The sequence below is a fragment of the Billgrantia sp. NRB1 genome, from assembly GCF_056921725.1.
Map to the genome: position 1 here is coordinate 2,927,719 of NZ_CM167783.1, position 17,226 is coordinate 2,944,944.

Genomic DNA, 17,226 nt, shown 5'->3' on the forward strand with positions numbered 1-17,226 from the left:
TCAGCGATATGGGGGCCGGTGCGATAATTTCAAGCGTCGTGTTCCGGCGGGCCCAGCACGAAGTGCAGCCGCGCCGTGGCCACCGGCTCCGACTCCTGCGCCTGCCAGGCGGTGACCTGGACGTTGGCCAGGCGCCGCCCCTCGCGCAGCAGGGCGCAGCGGGCGTGGGTCGGCACCACCCGCGCCGTGCGCAGGTAGTCGATGGAGAAATCGACGATGCGCGGCAGGCGCGGCTCCCGGGCGGCGAGCATCAGGTCCAGGGTCGCCGCGGTCTCCATGAAGGCCGCCACCACCCCGCCGTGCAGCGCCGGCAGCAGCACGTTGCCAATGTTGCGCTCCTGCGGCGTCAACACGAAGATCAGGCCATCGGCACGCGGGTCCGGCGCCGCCTCGACGCCGATGTGACGGGCATAGGGCACCAGCGCCAGCCAGGCGGCCACGTCGCTCTCGGCCCGGGTCCGCTCCAGCCAGGCGACGTCGTGAAAGCCCTCAGGCATGGTCATCCTCCTCCGCGAACAGCGCCTCGACGAAGCCCGGCGGCGTATTGCGCGGCCCCAGCCGCACGAAGTTGCCGATGCCCCGGGCAATGGGCCGCTGCGGCTGCTGCCACAGGGTGCCCTCGGTGAATACCATGGACTCGGTGACCCTCAGCACCCGCGCCCGGGCCATGATGGCCTGGTCGGCCACCGCCGGGCGGTAGTGGTCCACGCGCAGGTCCAGGGTCGGGCACACCTCGGGCGAGGACAGCCCGCACAGCACCGAGGCGCCACAGACGGTGTCGAGCAGCATGGTCAGCACGCCGCCGTGGGCCAAGCCTTGGGAGGCATCGCCCAGCAGTGCCGGCTGCCAGGGCAGGCGCATGGTCACCTCGGGCGGCGCAACCGCCACCACTTCGAGGCCCAGCTCACGAGTATGGGGGATCACCGAGGCGAAGCGCTGCAGGGCGCGGCGCCAGGCCTCGGCGTCGGGACCGGCAAGCGCCGAGGGGGGTGAATCGGTGGGGGGCACGCCCTGGCTCCTTTAAAACAATCGTTTGATCTCGTTGTTGCCTGAGCCTAGCCGGCAATTATCGACAGCACAAGCGCGCCCGTGTCGGTCAATGCTCACTCACCGGGAGAAAAAGCGTGGCTGTACCCTACTCAAACGCCACGCGATAGGCGACGATACTCTGGTCGAGTCATTTACCCCCGGAGACCCGCCCCATGCGCCAACGCCTTTCGCTGCGCCGCGCTGCCGCCTGGCTTGCCGTGGCCACCCTCTCGCTTCCGCTGCTGGCCGCCGCCCAGCCCGCTGCGGCGGCAAGCGATAGCGACCTTCGCGACGCCCTGGCCGCCGCCCGCGACCAGCAGTGGGACAAGGTCGATTTCGCCGCCATCGACGGCCATGTGCTGAGCGGCTATGTGGAGTACCATCGCCTGCGCAACCGCCTGCCCGACGTGTCCCCCGCCCAGGTGCTGGACTACATCGATCGCCACGCCGACTCTCCCCTCGGCGAGTGGATGCGTGGCCAGGCGATCGCCCGCTACGGCGCGGCCCAGCGCCATGCCTACCTGCGCGCCGTGGCCGACGGCGAGCCCCGGGGAACGCACCGCCAGTGCTACTACTACACCGCACTGCTCGACGTGGCGCCCGAGCAGGCCGCCGAGGGCGGTCGAGCGCTATGGAACGTCGGGCGCTCCCAGCCCGATGCCTGCGACACCCTGTTCGATACCCTGCGCACCCGCGGTGAGATCGGTGAGCAGGAGATCTGGGAGCGCAAGATGCTGGCCTGGCAGGCGGGGGAAAGCGGCATGGTACGCTACCTGGGCCGAATGCTGGGCAGCCGCTGGGCCGAGGGCCGCGCGGCCGTGGAACGGCTGCAGCAGGACCATGCGGCAGTGACCCGAGTGCCGAGGTGCATCGGGCCGGAGTGCCGCGGCAGCGGGCCGCTGTTTGCCGCGGCCATGCACGGCCTCACTCGGGCCGATACCGAAGCAGCGCTGACGGCGTGGCGCCAGATCGCCGCGCAGCTGCCCATCGAGCCCGAACAGCGCCGGGCCATCGAGGAGGAGCTGGTCTTCTACTCGCTGGTCCGCGATATCGACAATAGCCGCGGCTGGGTCGACGAGACGCTGGCGCAGCTCGACTCCGACCGGGTGCTGGAGCTGCGGGTCCGGCGGGCCCTGACCGAGCGCGATTGGGCCGGCGCGCTGCGCTGGCTCGAGGCCATGCCCGACGACCAGCGCCAGCAGAGCCGCTGGCAGTACTGGACCGCCCGCGCCCATGAGCGGCTGGGCAACGCCGAGCGCGCCGAGGCCGCCTATGCCAGCTCCGCCCAGGGGCGCAACTTCTTCGGCTTCGCTGCCGCCGACCGGCTGGGCCAGCCCTACGCCCTCAACCTGGAGCGCAACGGCTTCGACGAGCGCTTCCGTGAGCAGGTGGCCGGCTGGCCTGCCGTGGTACGCACCGAGGCGCTGCTGCGCATCGGCGAGGATGGCCTGGCCGCCAGCGAGTGGTACGCGGCAGTGGCCCGAGCCGAGGAGCGCGAAGCGCGGGCGCTGGCCGACTATGCCCAGCGCCGCGGCTGGTACCCCAAGCTGGTGCAGACCACCATCACCGGCCAGATGTGGGACGCCCTGGAGTGGCGCTTCCCGGAGGCCTATCGCGAGCACTTCCTGCACTGGGGGCGCCTCAGCGGCGTCGACCCCTACCTGCTGATGGGGATCACCCGCCGCGAGAGCGCCTACAACCCTGAGGCCCTCTCCCCCGCCGGCGCCCGGGGCCTGATGCAGATCATGCCGGGCACCGCCACCCAGCTGGCCCGCCAACTCGGGATCAGCGACCCGGGCCCCTATGGCGTGCTCGACCCTGAGCTCAACATTCGCCTGGGCAGCACCTACATCCGCGACATGATCGATCGCTATCGGGGCAACCGGCTGGCCGCCGCAGCGGCCTACAACGCCGGGCCAGGACGGGTGGATCGCTGGCTGCGCGATGCCCCGGATGAGTTCGACCTCTTCGTCGAGAGCATCCCCTTCCGTGAAACCCGCGACTATGTCCAGGCGGTGCTGACCTATCGCGTCATCTTCGAGAGCCTGGCCAACGGCGGCAGCAGCGAAGGGGTGTCGATGCTCAGCCCGGGAGAGAAGAGCGTGCGCTACGACCGTTCGCTGCTGGCGCGAAACTGACTTCCGGCGGTGTTGCCAGCGCTGGCGACACCGCCGGGGCGCCTACCGGCGCCAGTCGCGATGCGGAGCAGCGCTCCTACAAGGTCAGCGATTGCCGCGCTGTAGGAGAATCTTCAGATCGCGACTGGAGGCGACAGCCTCCCGGCGGTGTTGCCCACGCTGGCGATCAGCGCCCGCGCCGGCGACCTCCGCCGGCGACCTCCGCCGGGGCGCCTACCGGCGCCAGTCGCGATGCGGAGCAGCGCTCCTACAAAGTCAGCAACCACCGCCATGTAGGAGAATCTTCAGATCGCGACTGGAGGCGACAGCCTCCCGGCGGTGTTGCCCAGCGAGCGACACGCACTGACATCGGCGCCCTGCCGTCAGGAGGAGGCGTTGCCATTGGATGGCGATGACGGCCCGGCATCGGTCAGGAAATGCTTGGCGGCCTGGCCGCAAATCCAGAAAATGGCGGCCAGAATAATGAAGAACAGGCTGCCCGAAAGCAGATTAAAACTCAGTGGGTACCCATCGAAGGCAAGCAGATACACCAGACCGGCCACCAGAGCGAACATCACGACGATGGCCCCTGCCGAAAAGAGAAAGTACAGGGCAATTCCCAGCTTGTTGCGCATATTCCTCTCCTCTCGCAGCTCAAATATTCGTCTTAAGTATAGCCCATATCGGTGACGGCTACTCAAGCCGCCTATCAGACCGGCTGGCGCTCGAAGGCAAGTCGCACGCCCAGCACCACCAGCACCGCACCGGTGGCGCCGTTGAGCCCCCGAGCGAAGGCACGGCTGGCCAGCAGCCGGCCCGCCCCGCCAACCATCACCGCGATGGCGATCTGCCACAGGTTGGCAATGACGAAGTGCACCCCGGCCAGGAACAGCGACTTGACCAGCGCCGGGTCCCCGGGGGCGATGAACTGAGGCAGAAAGGCCATGTAGAAGACCACCGTCTTGGGGTTGAGCACATTGCAGAGAAAGCCCTCGCGCAGCGACTGCGCGGCCGGCACCGCCTGACGCTCACCGCTGACGCCGGCCACCGGCAGCCCCCGCCCGCGCCGTGCCGCCAGCAGGCTGGTGATGCCCAGCCACACCAGGTAACCGGCACCCGCAAGCTTGAGCACCCCGAAGGCCCATGCCGACTGCAGCACGATCAGCGAAATGCCCAGCGCCGACACCGAGGCATGAACGAAGAGCCCGCAGCAGATCGCCAGGCTGGTGAGTGCACCGTCGCGAACGCCACCGCGGGCGGTATTGCGAATCACCAGCAGGGTATCCACCCCGGGACTCATGGTCAGCAGGGTGATGGCCACCAGGAAGGGCCAGAACTGAGCATCCACCAGCATCGCGACAACTCCTGCCAAACAAGGCCGTACGGCATTTCAAGGGGCAAAGACGGCATTGTACGCAAAAGCGGCGCCTCTTGATGGCCATCCTCACTGGTCGACATTTATCGATCAAATTGTATACATTAAGAAATGCTCCAGGCATGCTAGAGAGCCCCTCGATAACGGCCGCCCCCAGACGGCCAATCGGCCATGCCGGGTCGATGACCCCCTGCAACGGTCGCTATCGACTACAACAACAGGAGAGATGCCCAATGCGCCTACTGGACAACCTGTCGGTGAGAATGAGCTGGACCCTGGTCCTGCTGGTCTTTACCGCCCTGCTGATGGTGCTGAGCGGTGTAGGACTCTATGCGGTCAACCACAGCCAGCGCAGCCTCGAGGCGTTCAACGCCATCAACGTCAATCAGCAGGCCACCCTCAATCGCACCAACTCCACGCTCCAGGCGGCCCGCTTGGAGCTGGCACGCCTCTACGAGGCCACGATCGAGCCGGGTACCGTACTCTCCGACGCCGAGCGCCAGGCCCGCGCCCGGGAGGCTGCCGACGCCTTGGCCTCCGCCGCCGATGCCATGGCCGACTTTCTCGCCCTGCCGGCCGAGCCCGAGCATGAACCGCTGATCGCCCCCATCGCCGAGAGCTTCGAGCGGCTCATGGCCGAGACTCTCGAGCCCCAAGCCGAGGCGCTGGCCAGGGGCGAGAGCGATGCCTACCGCTCGCTGCGTCCCGCCGCCTATGACCAGTACCGGGACTTCTATCAGGATGCCATCGGCTTCTTCCACAGGGTGGAGGCCGAAGGGAGCCAGCGCACCGACGGCTTCGAATGGGTGGTCAACACCGCCCGCATCGCCATCATCGCGGTATTCATCGCCGCCCTGCTCACGGTCTGCCTGGTCTTCTGGGGGGTGGGCGCCAACCTGATCCGTCCCCTGGACAGGATCATCGAGCACTTCCAGCGCATGGCCAAGGGCGACCTGAGTGCCAAGATCGAGACCCGCGGGCGCAACGAGATCGGCAAGCTCTACGCCGCCCTGCGCGACATGCAGCGTGGCCTCTCGACCACCGTGACCACGGTGCGTGACAGCAGCGGCGAGATCCTCTCCAGCGCCCGCGAGATCGCCGGCGGCAACCAGGACCTGGCCGAACGCACCGAGCGCCAGTCCGCCTCGCTGACCGAGACCGCCTCGAGCATGGAAGAGATGACCTCGACCATGGAGCGCAACAGCGAGAACGCCGCCCAGGCGAGTCACGTGGCACGCGAAGCGGCCGGCCGCGCCGAGCAGGGCAACCAGGTGGTGGCCAACGTGGTGGCGCGCATGCATGAGATTCGCCAGGGTTCGCAGCAGATCACCGAGATCATCGGCCTGATCGACTCCATCGCCTTCCAAACCAATATCCTGGCGCTGAACGCCTCGGTGGAGGCCGCCCGGGCCGGCGAGCACGGCCGCGGTTTCGCGGTGGTGGCCAGCGAAGTTCGCCAGCTCGCCACCCGCAGCGCCGAGGCGGCGACCGATATTCGCCAGCTGATCGAGACCTCGGTCGAACAGATCGCCGCCGGTACCCAGCAGGCCGATACGGCCAGCACCACCATGAGCGAAATCATGGCCTCGGTGCAGCGGGTCAATGACCTGATGGACGAGATCGCCGTAGCGTCACGGGAGCAGCGCTCCGGCATCGGCGAGGTGAACACCGCGGTCGGCGACATGGACCAGACCACCCAGCAGAACGCGGCGCTGGTCCAGCAGGCCAGCCGCGCGGCCAACCAGCTGCAGACCGAGGCGCAGCGCCTCACCGAGGCGGTGGCCAAGTTCCAGCTGTCGGGACGCGAGCGGCCGTCGCGGCCCGAAGCACCCCGTGACCCGCGGCCGAACCACTCCCCGGCCGGCCAGCTGCCGGCGCGACCCGCCCAGCAGCGCCGTGAGGCCGAATGGGAGGCATTCTAGATGGAAATCCCACGCCCCGGGGGCGGCACGGCGCCGCCCCCGTGGCGCTGGACGCTCTGGGATTTTCGCTCTACAGTGGAATTGGCGGGTATCGGCGCCGGCGACGAGCCGTCTGGTTGACGCTACTCCGGCTCCCGATGCATGATCCGCTGCGTAGGACAGCAAGGTGAAAGTCGTCAGTTGTATTTCGATTTCTCGAAACACCCGAAGCGCACTTTTCCTGTTTGCCCACGCACTTCGGGCCTTCGGCACCGCCGAGTGCCCAGCACGATCCATCAGTATGCAAGGAAATCGACAATGGCAACTGGCACTGTCAAGTGGTTCAACGACACCAAGGGCTATGGCTTCATCTCACCGGACGACGGCGGTGACGACCTGTTCGCCCACTTCTCCGAGATTCAGGCAGAAGGCTTCAAGAGCCTGCAGGACGGACAGAAGGTCTCCTTCGACGTCACCCAGGGCAAGAAGGGCCTTCAGGCCTCCAACATCCGGGTCACCAACTGAGCCCAAGGCTCGACCAGCGGATGACGCTGCCGCCTTGTCACACAAGGCCAGCCGCCCCAGACGAAAGGCCCACCTTGCGGTGGGCCTTTTTCTTGGCTGGCGCTCCTAACGGCAGCGTCGGGTCGGTCCGCTACTCGTCGACGTCGCCGAACTCGTCGTATTCCAGCGGGTCGCGCTGCTCGGCCTCCTCGAACTGCTCGTCGAGGCGCCGCTGAGCCTCCTCGAAGCGCCGCTCGGTCTCTTCCAGCAGGGCGTCGATGTCCGTGCCGGTGGTTTCACCAGGCAGGGCAGCCTCGTCACCCAGGGTGCCAGTCATCTCCTGCTCCGACTCGACCGGGTCGCCCTCGATCGGCTCGAGACGGGTGTCGAAATCCATGGTATCGCCCATGGGCTCGAACACCGGATCATCGCTCTCCACCGCTTCGAACTGCTCTTCGATACGGCGCTGCGCCTCCTCGAAGCGGCGCTCCTGCTCTTCGATGATGGCGTCGATTTCATCGGGGGTGGTCTCGCCGGGCAGGGCCGCGCCCTCATCCAGGGTGTCCGCCGGGGACTCGCCCAGGGTCTCGGTATCCGCCGCGACCTCCTCCTCGGGCGTCAGGTCATCTTCGCCCAGGGCTTCCGGATCATCGACGAGGGCCTCTTCCTCGCCGGGAAGGGGCTCATCGGCCGCGGGCAGGGCCTCCTCTTCGGGCGGCGCTTCAGCCTCCAGTGCCTCGTCCTGCTCTGCCGCGACGGCGGGCGCCTCGGTCTCTTCGGCGTCAGCTGTGTCCTCTTCGGCATCTCCACAGCCCGCCAGTCCCAGCGCGAGGGTCAGCGCCACCGCTGCCGGTATCCAGGCTCTCTTCGCCATTCAGGTATCTCCTGCACTGTCACGTGTCGGCCATCAAAGGAGTTACATTGCAGCAAAGCCTTGATGCACCTGCAAGTCTCCCCGGGTTTTTCAAGGTTCCTGATCCTTGGACACTGCCGCGGAAAAATGATCCGTCGCCGCGTCATCGATGGCGGTAACCGGCAGCGGGCAGCCCAGCGACCAGGCCACCGCACGCAGCAGCTCGGCCTCGGCCGCCGCGATCCGGCCATCATGGGAGACGCAGCGGGCCATGACGGTGAGCAGGCGAACCCGGTCATCATCGAGCAGCGCCCGGAGCTGGCCCATCGCCCAGTCGAGCTCCGCAGCGCTGGCGCGGGAAGCGACGTAGGTGAGCGGCAGGGCGTCGGCGGCTGCGGTGAAGGCCGCGCGAGCCTGCGTCTCATCCCCCTCACCGGCCCGGGCCAGGCTCGACATCAGCAGCCCCGCGGGACCGGCGAGCTGCTCCAGCCGACGGCGATGGCGACCGGGACCGGCCTCCCCTTCGATACCGACCCGCACCAGCCGATGCAGCGCCCACTGCAGGGCGCCGGGAGCCGTCTCCTCGGCCAGCAAGCGGTCGAGACAGTGGCGAAAGCGGGCGTACTGGGCGGTGGAGAGCTGGCCCAGCACCGGCAGCACCAGCTCGATCAGCGGCAGCCGCTGCCCCGGACTCAGGCCGGCCAGGGGTTCGGCCAGGCGGTCGAGCTCCTCGAGCACCTCCGGCAGCGCCTGGTCGACCAGCGCCCGGCGCTGGCGCTCACGGCTCTCCGGCGCCACGCCCATCAGCATGCCGTAGACCAGCGCTCGGGCGGCGTAGGGATCATGGGCGGCCTCGAGCAGGAGCGGGTCGAGGCCGGCCAGGGCCTGGCGGGCGCGCACGAGGTCCTCCGGCCCCGGCTGTCCGACCCGCTTGCCAAGGGACTCGATGCCCGACCCGCTTGGTGCTGCACCACCGGGCGAGCGCCCCGCCGCCAGGCCGGCGGCCTCGGGCGCCCCCCTGCCCGGCGCCGCGCCGTCGGCTGCCGCAGCATCGGCTGCCGCACCGTCCGCGACGACCTCCGGCGCTTCGGGGCGCCTCGGCGCCGGCAGGCTGCCGTCCCAGCCGGGCTCCAGTCGCCGAATGCGCGCCTCGAGCGGAGGATGGGTGGCGGTGAGACCGCCAAGCCCCGCCACCCCGCGGCCAAAATAGAGATGGCTGAACTCGGCGGCCTGGGGGGCGCGCAGCTCGGAGCCCCGAGCATGGGCGGCCAGCCGCTTGAGGGCGCCGGCGATGCCCGCCGGGTTGCGGGTGTACTGCACCGCGCTGGCATCGGCGAGATACTCCCGCTGCCGGCTGACCGCCGCCTTGATCAGATTGCCGCTCAGCGTGCCGGCATAGCCCACCACCAGCAGCGCCACCCCCACGCCGAGGATCGCCACATGCCCCCCGCCGCGCCGCGCACCGCGCACCCGTCGGCGACCGCCCATCATGCCGCGTAGCAGCATCCGACCGGCCAGGCCGATCAGCAGAATGCCGTGGAGCAGCGCCACCAGGCGCAGGTTGAGGCGCATATCGCCGTGCAGGATATGGCTGAACTCATGGGCGACCACGCCCTGCAGCTCATCGCGATCCAGGGCCTGGATGGCGCCGCGGGTGACCCCGATCGCCGCGTCCTGGGGGGCGTGACCGGCGGCGAAGGCGTTGATCGCCGGCTCCTCCAGCACATAGACCGAGGGCACCGGCACGCCCGAGGCGATGGCCATCTCCTCCACCACGTTGAGCAGGCGGCGCTCATCGGCGTTGCGGGTGTTAACGTTGAGCAGCCGTCCGCCCAGGGCCTCGGCCACCGCCGAGCCGCCGCGACGCAGCTGCAGGTGTCGCATCAGGCTGCCGAGCCCCACCACCGCCAGCACGCCCAGCGCCACCGTGCCCAGCAGTCGCGGGTCGAGGGCCCGGGAGAGGGCATCGGCTTCCCTCTGCCCGCCATCCATCAGCACCACCGCCAGCGCCACCACCAGGGTTGCCGCGGCGATCAAGCCCAGCACCGCTAGCAGCAGCAGTCCAATCAGCCAGCCAGTCTGGCGTCGCGCCCGGTCCTGGGCACCGAAAAAATCCATATGGTGCCCCGTCAGAAGCTGACCTTGGGCGCCGCCTGGATGGCGGCGCTATCCTCGAACTCCAGGAGCGCCGCATCCTCGCGGTGTCCCATCGGCCCCGCCAGCACCACCGGGGGGAAGCTCTGTTTGTAAGTGTTGTACTGCATCACCGCATCGTTGAAGGCCTGGCGGGCGAAGGCCACGCGGTTCTCGGTGCTGGTCAGGGTTTCGGAGAGCTGACGCATGTTCGCCGAGGCCTTGAGGTCCGGGTAGGCCTCCATGACCACGTTGAGGCGCCCAAGCGCCGCCCCAAGCGCCCCTTCCGCCCCGGCCAGCTCGGCCATGGCCCCCGGCTCCCCGGGGCGGGCGGCGGCGCTTTCCAGCCCGGAGAGGGCGGCATTGCGCGCCTCGGTGACCGCCTGCAGGGTCTCGCGCTCATGGGCCATGTAGGCCTTGGCGGTCTCCACCAGGTTGGGGATCAGGTCGTAGCGCCGCTTGAGCTGGACCTCGATCTGGGCGAAGGCGTTCTGATAGCGATTCCTCAGCGCCACCAGGCGGTTATAGATGCTGACGCTGTAGATCACCAGCACCCCTAGCACCACCAGCAGCACGATCAACGACACGCTCATCGGTTTCTCCTTGTATCCTTTCGCCCTTGATATCGATCAACGCCATGCGCCTTGGAGACGCGCGCCATGGCACTCTCCGATGGTATAGTGAGCCAGTTGCCACGTCATGCTCGGGTCACACTCCCCAGGCTAGACGACAGGCAGGTGAGCGCACCAAGGGAACCGCTTCCAGGGAGTCGGTCTTGACAGAGCAACTCAAGGATTTTCTCCACGCGCTGGTCCATGCGCTGCGCAACCTCTTTCCGATCATCGCCGTCGTGGTGGCCTTCCAGGCCCTGCTGCTGCGGGAGTGGCCGGAAGGGGGGCTTGGCATCGCCGTGGGCCTGCTGATCGTGGCGCTAGGCGTGGCGCTGTTTCTGCGCGGCCTGGAGCTGAGCATCTTTCCGGTGGGCAAGAGCCTCTCCAACCAGTTCGCTCGCCGCGGCTCCATGCCGCTGCTGATGATCTTCGGCTTCGCCATCGGCTTCTCGGCGGTGGTCGCCGAGCCGGCACTGATCGCCGTGGCCGAACAGGCCGCCCAGATCAGCGATGGACGCATCGATGCGCTCACCCTGCGTCTGATCGTCGCCGCCTCGGTAGGGCTGGTGATGGCCCTCGGGGTGTTCCGCGTGATCCTTGGCCACCCCATCCATTGGTACATGATCGGCGGCTATGTGCTGGTGGTGCTGGTCACCTTTTTCGCCCCGGAGGAGATCGTCGGCCTCGCCTATGACTCCGGCGGGGTGACCACCAACATCGTTACCGTGCCACTGATCGCGGCGCTGGGCATCGGCCTGGCCTCTTCGATCCGCGGCCGCAACCCCTTGATCGACGGCTTCGGGCTGGTCGCGCTGGCGGTGATGGTGCCGATGATCAGCGTGCAGCTCTACGGGATCCTGGTCTACGCCGATCCCGGCAGCGTGCCGGCCGATGCGGCGCTGCTCGCCGCCCAGGACGACATCGACACGCCCTCCGGGCCGCTGGTGATGCTGCTCGACCTGTTCTCCATGCTGCGCGACGTGCTGCCGATCATCCTGGTCATCCTGTTCTTCCAATACGCGGTGCTCAAGCGCAAGCTTTCCAACCCCCTCAAGGTGACCACCGGTTTCGCCCTGGTGATCATCGGCCTCTATGCCTTCGTGGTGGGCCTCAAGCTGGGCCTCTTCCCCATCGGCGAGCGCATGGCCGAGCAGCTGATCGGCTTCGACACCTGGCTATGGGTCTACCTCTTCGCCTTCTGCATCGGCTTTGCCACCACCATGGCGGAGCCGGCGCTGATCGCCGTGGGCCAGCAGGCCGAAGAGGCCGCAGCGGGCAAGATCCGGGGCAGCGTGATACGTATCCTGGTGGCGGTGGGCGTGGCCATCGGCATCACCATCGGCGTGCATCGCATCATCAGCGGCGACTCCATCCACCATTACATCATCGGCGGCTACCTGCTGGTCATTCTGCTCACCGCGCTGGCCCCCCGCTATATCGTGGCACTGGCCTTCGACCTGGGCGGGGTGACCACCTCAGAGGTAACGGTGCCGCTGGTCACGGCGCTGGGTATCGGCCTGGCCAGCCACATAGAGGGCCGCAACGTACTGATCGACGGCTTCGGCCTAATCGCCTTCGCCTCGATCTTTCCTATCGTGACCGTGATGAGCTATGCCATTCTGGTCGACCTGTTGGATCGACGGCGTCGGGCCAGTGACACGAGCCAAACTGCGAGGTAACCGCCCATGAAGTTCTCCCTGCTGGTGGCCATCGTGCCGGAAGACATGGAGCAGGAGTGCATCGATGCCGCGACCGAGGCCGGCGCTGTCGGCATGACCCTGATGAGCGGACGCGGCATCGGCGGCGAGCGCAAGAAAACCTTCTTCGGCCTGACCTATGAGGGCAGCCAGAGCGTGCTGCTGATGACCCTGGAGAAGGGGCTCTCGCTCAAGGTGCTCAAGGCGATTCGCCAGATTCTCAACCCCACCGGGGACGACTCCAAGGGGCTGGTGATGACGCTTCCCGTGGAGCACCTCGGCGGCATCGACATGGCCCAGGTCAAGCGCTTCGAGGAGCGCCTCAGGCACGACGTCTGACCCCTGAATGACGGAGTAGAGATATGCTGGTCAAGGACATCATGACGCGGGACGTGGTCACCGTCTCCCCCTTCGCTACCCTGCGCGAAGCGCTCGGGCTGATGAAGAAGCACGACCTGAAGAATCTGGTGGTGGAGCGCCAGGACCCCCACGACGCCTGGGGGCTGATCACTTACACCAACATCCTCAAGACCATCGTTGCCGAAGCGGGCGACATCGACCTGATCAATGTCTACGACGTCTGCGCCAAGCCGGCCATCGGCGTCGGCGAGTCGCTGGACGTGCGGTACGTGGCGCGCCTGATGACCGACAGCGTAGTCAAGCGGGTCCTGGTGCTGCATGACAACGAGCTGCTGGGGCTGGTCACCATGGACGATATCGTCGGCACCGTGCTCGACATGATCGAGTGAATCCCGACTGAGGTTCCGGCATGCAGGAGTTCTTTACCTGGCTTGGCACCACCCTCGGCGAGATCATCCGCTTCGTCGTCGACCTGCTGATCCAGTTCTTCCGTAACCTCGGCGAGGCCGCCCAGGGCTTCCTGGACGGCCTCGCCGCTTCGCTGGGCATCGCACCGTCGCTGGTCAGCCTGCTGGTGCTGCTGCTGGGGCTATGGCTGCTCTATCTCGCCCTGCGCGCCCTGCTGCGCCGGCGCCTGATCGGCGGGCTGCTCTGGGCGTTTCTCGGCGTGGTGGTGCTGAGCTGGCTGATCTATTGAATCAAGCCCGCTCGTGAAAGCGCCGCCCCTGGGGGCGGCGCTTTTTTCTCGCTAGCAGGACATTACCCTTTCCTCAGGCGAGAGCCTTCTCGACGACTTCATACACGTTCGGCGAGAGCTCCTCGGCCCGGATGCGCTCCAGCTCCTCCTTCATGAGCGCCTGGCGCGCCTCGTCGAAGCGCTGCCAGCGGGTCAGGGGAGTGATGATCCGCGCGGCGATCTCCGGATTGAGGCGGTTGAGCTCGATCACCACGTCGGCCAGCAGCCGATACCCTTCGCCGTCGAGGCGATGAAAGTTGACCCGGTTCTGACCGGCGAAGGTGCCGATCAGCGCGCGCACCTTGTTGGGGTTCTTGAGCGAGAAGGCCGGGTGCTCCATCAGGAACTTGACCCGGTCGAGCGCATCGGACTGCGGCCGAGTCACCTGAATGGCGAACCACTGATCCATCACCAGCGGATCCTGGGCCCACTTCTCGCCGAAACGGCGCAGCGCCGGCTCGGCCAGGTCGTCCCGGGAGCTGTGCACCAGCAGCGTCAGCGCGTGGCGGACGTCGGTCATGTTGTGATCCGCCGCGTACTGGCGGCGCGCCAGCTCGATGCCCTCCTCGTCCTCGATGGCCATGAGATAGGAGAGCGCTACGTTCTTGAGGCTGCGCGCGGCGATCTGCTCTGGCTCGGGCGCATAGGGAGCCTCGGACTGGTTGGCCTGGTAGACGGCCAGGAAGTCGTCGCGCAGGGCAGCCGCCAAGGACTGCTTGACGAAGGTGCGGGCGGCATGGATGGCGTCCACGTCCACCAGCGGCTGCTGCTCGGCGATATAGGCCTCCGAGGGCAGGCTCAGCATCTCGGCGAGCACCGCCTTGTCATCGGTCTCGGCCTTGAGCAGGCTGCGGAAGGCCTCCACCACCCGGCTGTCCATGACCTTCTCGACGCCGTTGCGGTGGGCGGCGATCAGATCGTCCAGCGCCAGCATCGCCAGGCGCTGACCGGCATCCCAGCGGTTGAAGCCGTCGCTGTCGTTGGCCAGCAGGAAGGCCAGATCCTCGCGGCCGTAGGGAAAACGCAGCTTGACCGGCGCCGAGAAGCCGCGAGCAAGCGACGGCACCGGCGCCTCGCTGACGTCGGTGAAAACGAACTCCTGCTCATCCTCGCGCAGGTGGATCACCGCGTCGCTGCCCAGCGCCTCGCCGTCCAGGGTCAGCGGCAGGTCACGGCCGCTCTTGGTACCCACCAGCCCCAGCCGGATGGGGATATGCAGCGCCAGCTTGTCGGGCTGGCCCGGGGTGGCCGGGGTGCGCTGACGCAGGATCAGGCGATACTCGGCGTTGGCATAGTCGTATTCGCCATGGGCGTCGATCTCCGGCGTGCCGGCCTGGGAGTACCAGCGCATGAACTGGTCAAGGTCCTGGCCAGACGCCTCCTCCATGCAGGTAACGAAATCCTCGATGGTCACCGCCTGACCGTCGAAGCGCTCGAAGTAGAGATCGCTGCCGCGCCGGAAGGCCTCCCAGCCCACCAGATTGCGTAGCATGCGCACCACCTCGGCGCCCTTCTCGTAGATGGTCAGGGTGTAGAAGTTGGTGATCTCGATATAGTGGTCCGGGCGAATCGGATGGGCGGTGGGGCCGGCATCCTCGGCGAACTGGGCGGTGCGGAAGAAGGAGACGTCCTCGATGCGCTTGACCGGCGCCGAGTTGGTGTCGGCGGAGAAGCACTGATCGCGAAAGACCGTGAAGCCCTCCTTGAGGGAGAGCTGAAACCAGTCGCGGCAGGTGACCCGGTTGCCCGACCAGTTGTGGAAGTACTCGTGGGCGACAATGCCCTCGACTCGCTGGAAGGCGGCATCGGTGGCCGTGTGGGGGTGGGTCAGCACCGCCGCCGAATTGAAGATGTTGAGCCCCTTGTTCTCCATGGCGCCCATGTTGAAGTCGTTGACCGCCACGATCATGAACAGATCGAGATCGTACTCGCGTCCGTAGGTCTGCTCATCCCAGGCCATGGCGCGCTTGAGCGAGGCCATGGCATGGTCGGTCTTGCCGAGGTTCTCCGCTTCCACCCAGATCTGCAGGGTCACCTCGCGCCCGCTCATGGTGGTGAAGCGGTCCTCCACCTTCTGAAGGTCGCCGGCCACCAGGGCAAAGAGGTAGCAGGGCTTGGGGTGCGGGTCTTCCCAGGTGACGAAATGACGACCGTTCGGCAGCTCGCCCCGCTCCACCGGATTACCGTTGGAGAGGAGCACCGGCTCGCGCCGGGCGTCGCCGATCACGGTGGTGGAGAAGGTCGCCATCACGTCGGGGCGGTCCGGATAGAAGGTGATGCGCCGGAAGCCCTCGGCCTCGCACTGCGTGCAGTACATGCCGTTCGACTGGTAGAGCCCCTCCAGGGCAGTATTCGCCTCGGGGGCGATCTCCACCTCGGTGTCGAGCAAGAAGCGTTCCGGCACGCGATGCACGGTCAGCCCATGCTCGGTCACCGCATACTCGTGGTCCTCCAGCGGCTGGCCGTCGATGGCGATGGCCTTGAGCGCAAGCCGCTCGCCGTCCAGCGTGAGCGGCAGGCCCGATTCGCGCTCCGGGTGACGCTCCAGGTGCAGGCGCGCCTTGACCCGCGTCGCGGTCGGGTCGAGATCAAAGGTCAGCTCGGTGTGCGTCGCGCGGTAGGCCGGGGGCCGATAGTCACGCAGGTAGGTCGGCTTGGGGTCGGACATCGCAATCAGGCTCCTGTCAGGAATCGACGCACATTGTACGGCCGCCGCCCCGGGAACCTCAAAGGGAACTCAGTGGCGCAGCAGGCGGCTGGCCGGCACCTCATCCACCAGCCGCGGCTCGGGGCGCGTAACGATCCACAGCCCCAGCAGCGCCAGGCCGAGGATCAGCGCGAGCTTGAGCCAGCCTAGGCTGAGGGTCAGGGCCAGTACCGCGACGGAAAATGCCAGCATCAGCAAGGCCACCCACTTGGCACGGCGCGGAATCGCCCGCTCGCCCTCCCAGGCCACCACGGCGGGACCGAACCGCGGATGCTCGCGAATCCACAGCGCGAAGCGGGGCGAGCCCCGTGAGGCGGCCCAGACCGCCAGCAGCATGAAGCAGGTGGTGGGCATCAGCGGTACGAAGACGCCAATGACGCCCAGCGAAAAGCTGAACCATGCCAGGACGATATAGGCGGCGCGGCGAAGCGACGGCATGCACTTCCTCCGGAAGCTGGGGGCGTCTTCATTCATTGAAACCCATGGCCCGCCGTCTGGCCAATCGGCTGTGGCTATAATGGCGTTTCATCCCCCGATGCGACGAACCCGCCGGCTGGCGGGTTCGTCGCGTCGGAGCTGTCTACTTGATGGGGATCTCGCGGCGCGCCGCCTTGCGCTCTGCGCTGCGCGGTACGCTGACCTGCAGGACGCCGTTGGTGAAGGACGCCTTGATCTCCTCCGCCTGGGCATCGGCGGGCAGATCGAGGACGCGCCGGAAGCTGCCGTAGGCGCGTTCGACACGCTGGTAGCGGTCATCCCCGCTGGCGCTCTCCTGGCGCTTTTCACCTTCGATCACCAGGCGGTGCTCGTCCAGGGTCAGGCTGATGTCCTTCTCCTCCACGCCCGGGACCTCGACGCTGATCAGGTACTCGTCGTCGCGCTCGGCGATATCCAGCTGCGGGCGCAGCATGGTCGGCATGTCGCCGAAGCGGCTCTCCAGGGCGGGCATGCCGAACTGGCGCATGACGCCGTCCATCCAGCGATCCAGCTCCTGATGCATGCCCAGCAGCGGCGAGAGCTCGCCGCGACGGGGCTCGGTCGGGGTCGGCGCCGCGGGGGCGTCGACTCCTTCACTCTTGAACCAGTTCCAGGGTGAGAATTTCTGCAGATTCATACGCCACCTCCTGTTCACTCAGTCGATGCGTGACGCAATACAACAGTGGAACCTCGGGCTTCGCCCTTGGCATCTACAGAATTGGTGGC

Annotated in this window: 17 protein-coding genes; 7 read left to right on the forward strand and 10 right to left on the reverse strand. The window is 67.3% G+C overall.

Annotated elements, in window-relative coordinates:
* Positions 1–29: 29 nt before the first annotated feature.
* Positions 30–497, reverse strand: coding sequence for a PaaI family thioesterase (locus ACZIYR_RS13295; RefSeq protein ID WP_483527008.1), 468 nt, complete (start codon positions 495–497; stop codon positions 30–32).
* Positions 490–1,008 (reverse strand): PaaI family thioesterase, encoded by a 519-nt coding sequence (locus ACZIYR_RS13300; protein ID WP_483527009.1) that lies wholly within the window; start codon positions 1,006–1,008, stop codon positions 490–492. The genes ACZIYR_RS13295 and ACZIYR_RS13300 overlap by 8 nt, the downstream gene beginning before the upstream one ends.
* Before the next feature lie 194 nt (positions 1,009–1,202).
* Here ACZIYR_RS13300 and ACZIYR_RS13305 point away from each other — a divergent pair, with 194 nt between their 5' ends.
* Complete coding sequence (locus ACZIYR_RS13305) at positions 1,203–3,167, forward strand: transglycosylase SLT domain-containing protein (protein ID WP_483527010.1); 1,965 nt, start codon at positions 1,203–1,205, stop codon at positions 3,165–3,167.
* A 362-nt stretch (positions 3,168–3,529) separates the two neighbouring features.
* Here the strand turns inward: ACZIYR_RS13305 and ACZIYR_RS13310 are convergent, their stop codons facing one another.
* Together ACZIYR_RS13310 and ACZIYR_RS13315 are read right to left on the reverse strand one after the other, a co-directional pair.
* Complete coding sequence (locus ACZIYR_RS13310; protein ID WP_473034208.1) at positions 3,530–3,781, reverse strand: hypothetical protein; 252 nt, start codon at positions 3,779–3,781, stop codon at positions 3,530–3,532.
* 74 nt (positions 3,782–3,855) lie between these two features.
* Complete coding sequence (locus ACZIYR_RS13315) at positions 3,856–4,500, reverse strand: LysE family translocator (protein WP_483527011.1); 645 nt, start codon at positions 4,498–4,500, stop codon at positions 3,856–3,858.
* Positions 4,501–4,754: 254 nt separating this feature from the next.
* On the opposite strand from ACZIYR_RS13315, the gene ACZIYR_RS13320 reads away from it, so the two are divergent.
* A complete protein-coding gene (locus ACZIYR_RS13320; RefSeq protein ID WP_483527012.1) occupies positions 4,755–6,443 on the forward strand; it encodes a methyl-accepting chemotaxis protein in 1,689 nt (562 codons plus the stop codon).
* Between the two features lie 297 nt (positions 6,444–6,740).
* Positions 6,741–6,947, forward strand: a complete 207-nt coding sequence (locus ACZIYR_RS13325; RefSeq protein WP_163559488.1) for a cold-shock protein — start codon at positions 6,741–6,743, stop codon at positions 6,945–6,947.
* A gap of 130 nt (positions 6,948–7,077) precedes the next feature.
* On the opposite strand, the gene ACZIYR_RS13330 is transcribed toward ACZIYR_RS13325, so the two are convergent.
* The 3 genes from ACZIYR_RS13330 to ACZIYR_RS13340 form a co-directional block, all read right to left on the reverse strand.
* A complete protein-coding gene (locus ACZIYR_RS13330; RefSeq protein WP_483527013.1) occupies positions 7,078–7,800 on the reverse strand; it encodes a hypothetical protein in 723 nt (240 codons plus the stop codon).
* Positions 7,801–7,890: 90 nt separating this feature from the next.
* Positions 7,891–9,897, reverse strand: coding sequence for a M48 family metallopeptidase (locus ACZIYR_RS13335; protein ID WP_483527014.1), 2,007 nt, complete (start codon positions 9,895–9,897; stop codon positions 7,891–7,893).
* Positions 9,898–9,908: 11 nt separating this feature from the next.
* Positions 9,909–10,505, reverse strand: coding sequence for a LemA family protein (locus ACZIYR_RS13340; protein ID WP_473034214.1), 597 nt, complete (start codon positions 10,503–10,505; stop codon positions 9,909–9,911).
* Between the two features lie 182 nt (positions 10,506–10,687).
* On the opposite strand from ACZIYR_RS13340, the gene ACZIYR_RS13345 reads away from it, so the two are divergent.
* From ACZIYR_RS13345 to ACZIYR_RS13360, 4 genes are read left to right on the forward strand one after another with little or no spacing between them, the layout of a single operon-like run.
* A complete protein-coding gene (locus ACZIYR_RS13345; protein ID WP_483527015.1) occupies positions 10,688–12,202 on the forward strand; it encodes a DUF1538 domain-containing protein in 1,515 nt (504 codons plus the stop codon).
* Between the two features lie 6 nt (positions 12,203–12,208).
* Positions 12,209–12,559 carry a P-II family nitrogen regulator gene (locus tag ACZIYR_RS13350; RefSeq protein WP_473034216.1) on the forward strand — a complete coding sequence of 117 codons (351 nt, stop codon included), beginning with the start codon at positions 12,209–12,211 and terminating at the stop codon, positions 12,557–12,559.
* Positions 12,560–12,582: 23 nt separating this feature from the next.
* Positions 12,583–12,969 (forward strand): CBS domain-containing protein, encoded by a 387-nt coding sequence (locus tag ACZIYR_RS13355; protein ID WP_483527016.1) that lies wholly within the window; start codon positions 12,583–12,585, stop codon positions 12,967–12,969.
* Between the two features lie 20 nt (positions 12,970–12,989).
* Positions 12,990–13,277, forward strand: a complete 288-nt coding sequence (locus ACZIYR_RS13360; RefSeq protein ID WP_473034218.1) for a hypothetical protein — start codon at positions 12,990–12,992, stop codon at positions 13,275–13,277.
* Between the two features lie 73 nt (positions 13,278–13,350).
* On the opposite strand, the gene pepN is transcribed toward ACZIYR_RS13360, so the two are convergent.
* The 3 genes from pepN to ACZIYR_RS13375 all read right to left on the reverse strand — a co-directional run bounded on the left by pepN (position 13,351) and on the right by ACZIYR_RS13375 (position 17,137).
* Entirely contained in the window at positions 13,351–15,984 is a 2,634-nt protein-coding gene (gene pepN, locus ACZIYR_RS13365; RefSeq protein ID WP_483527017.1) for an aminopeptidase N, read from the reverse strand.
* Positions 15,985–16,053: 69 nt separating this feature from the next.
* Positions 16,054–16,461: a YbaN family protein gene (locus tag ACZIYR_RS13370; RefSeq protein ID WP_473034220.1), complete on the reverse strand. Its 408-nt coding sequence runs from the start codon at positions 16,459–16,461 to the stop codon at positions 16,054–16,056.
* A gap of 142 nt (positions 16,462–16,603) precedes the next feature.
* Entirely contained in the window at positions 16,604–17,137 is a 534-nt protein-coding gene (locus ACZIYR_RS13375; RefSeq protein WP_483527018.1) for an Hsp20/alpha crystallin family protein, read from the reverse strand.
* Between the last annotated feature and the right edge of the window lie 89 nt (positions 17,138–17,226).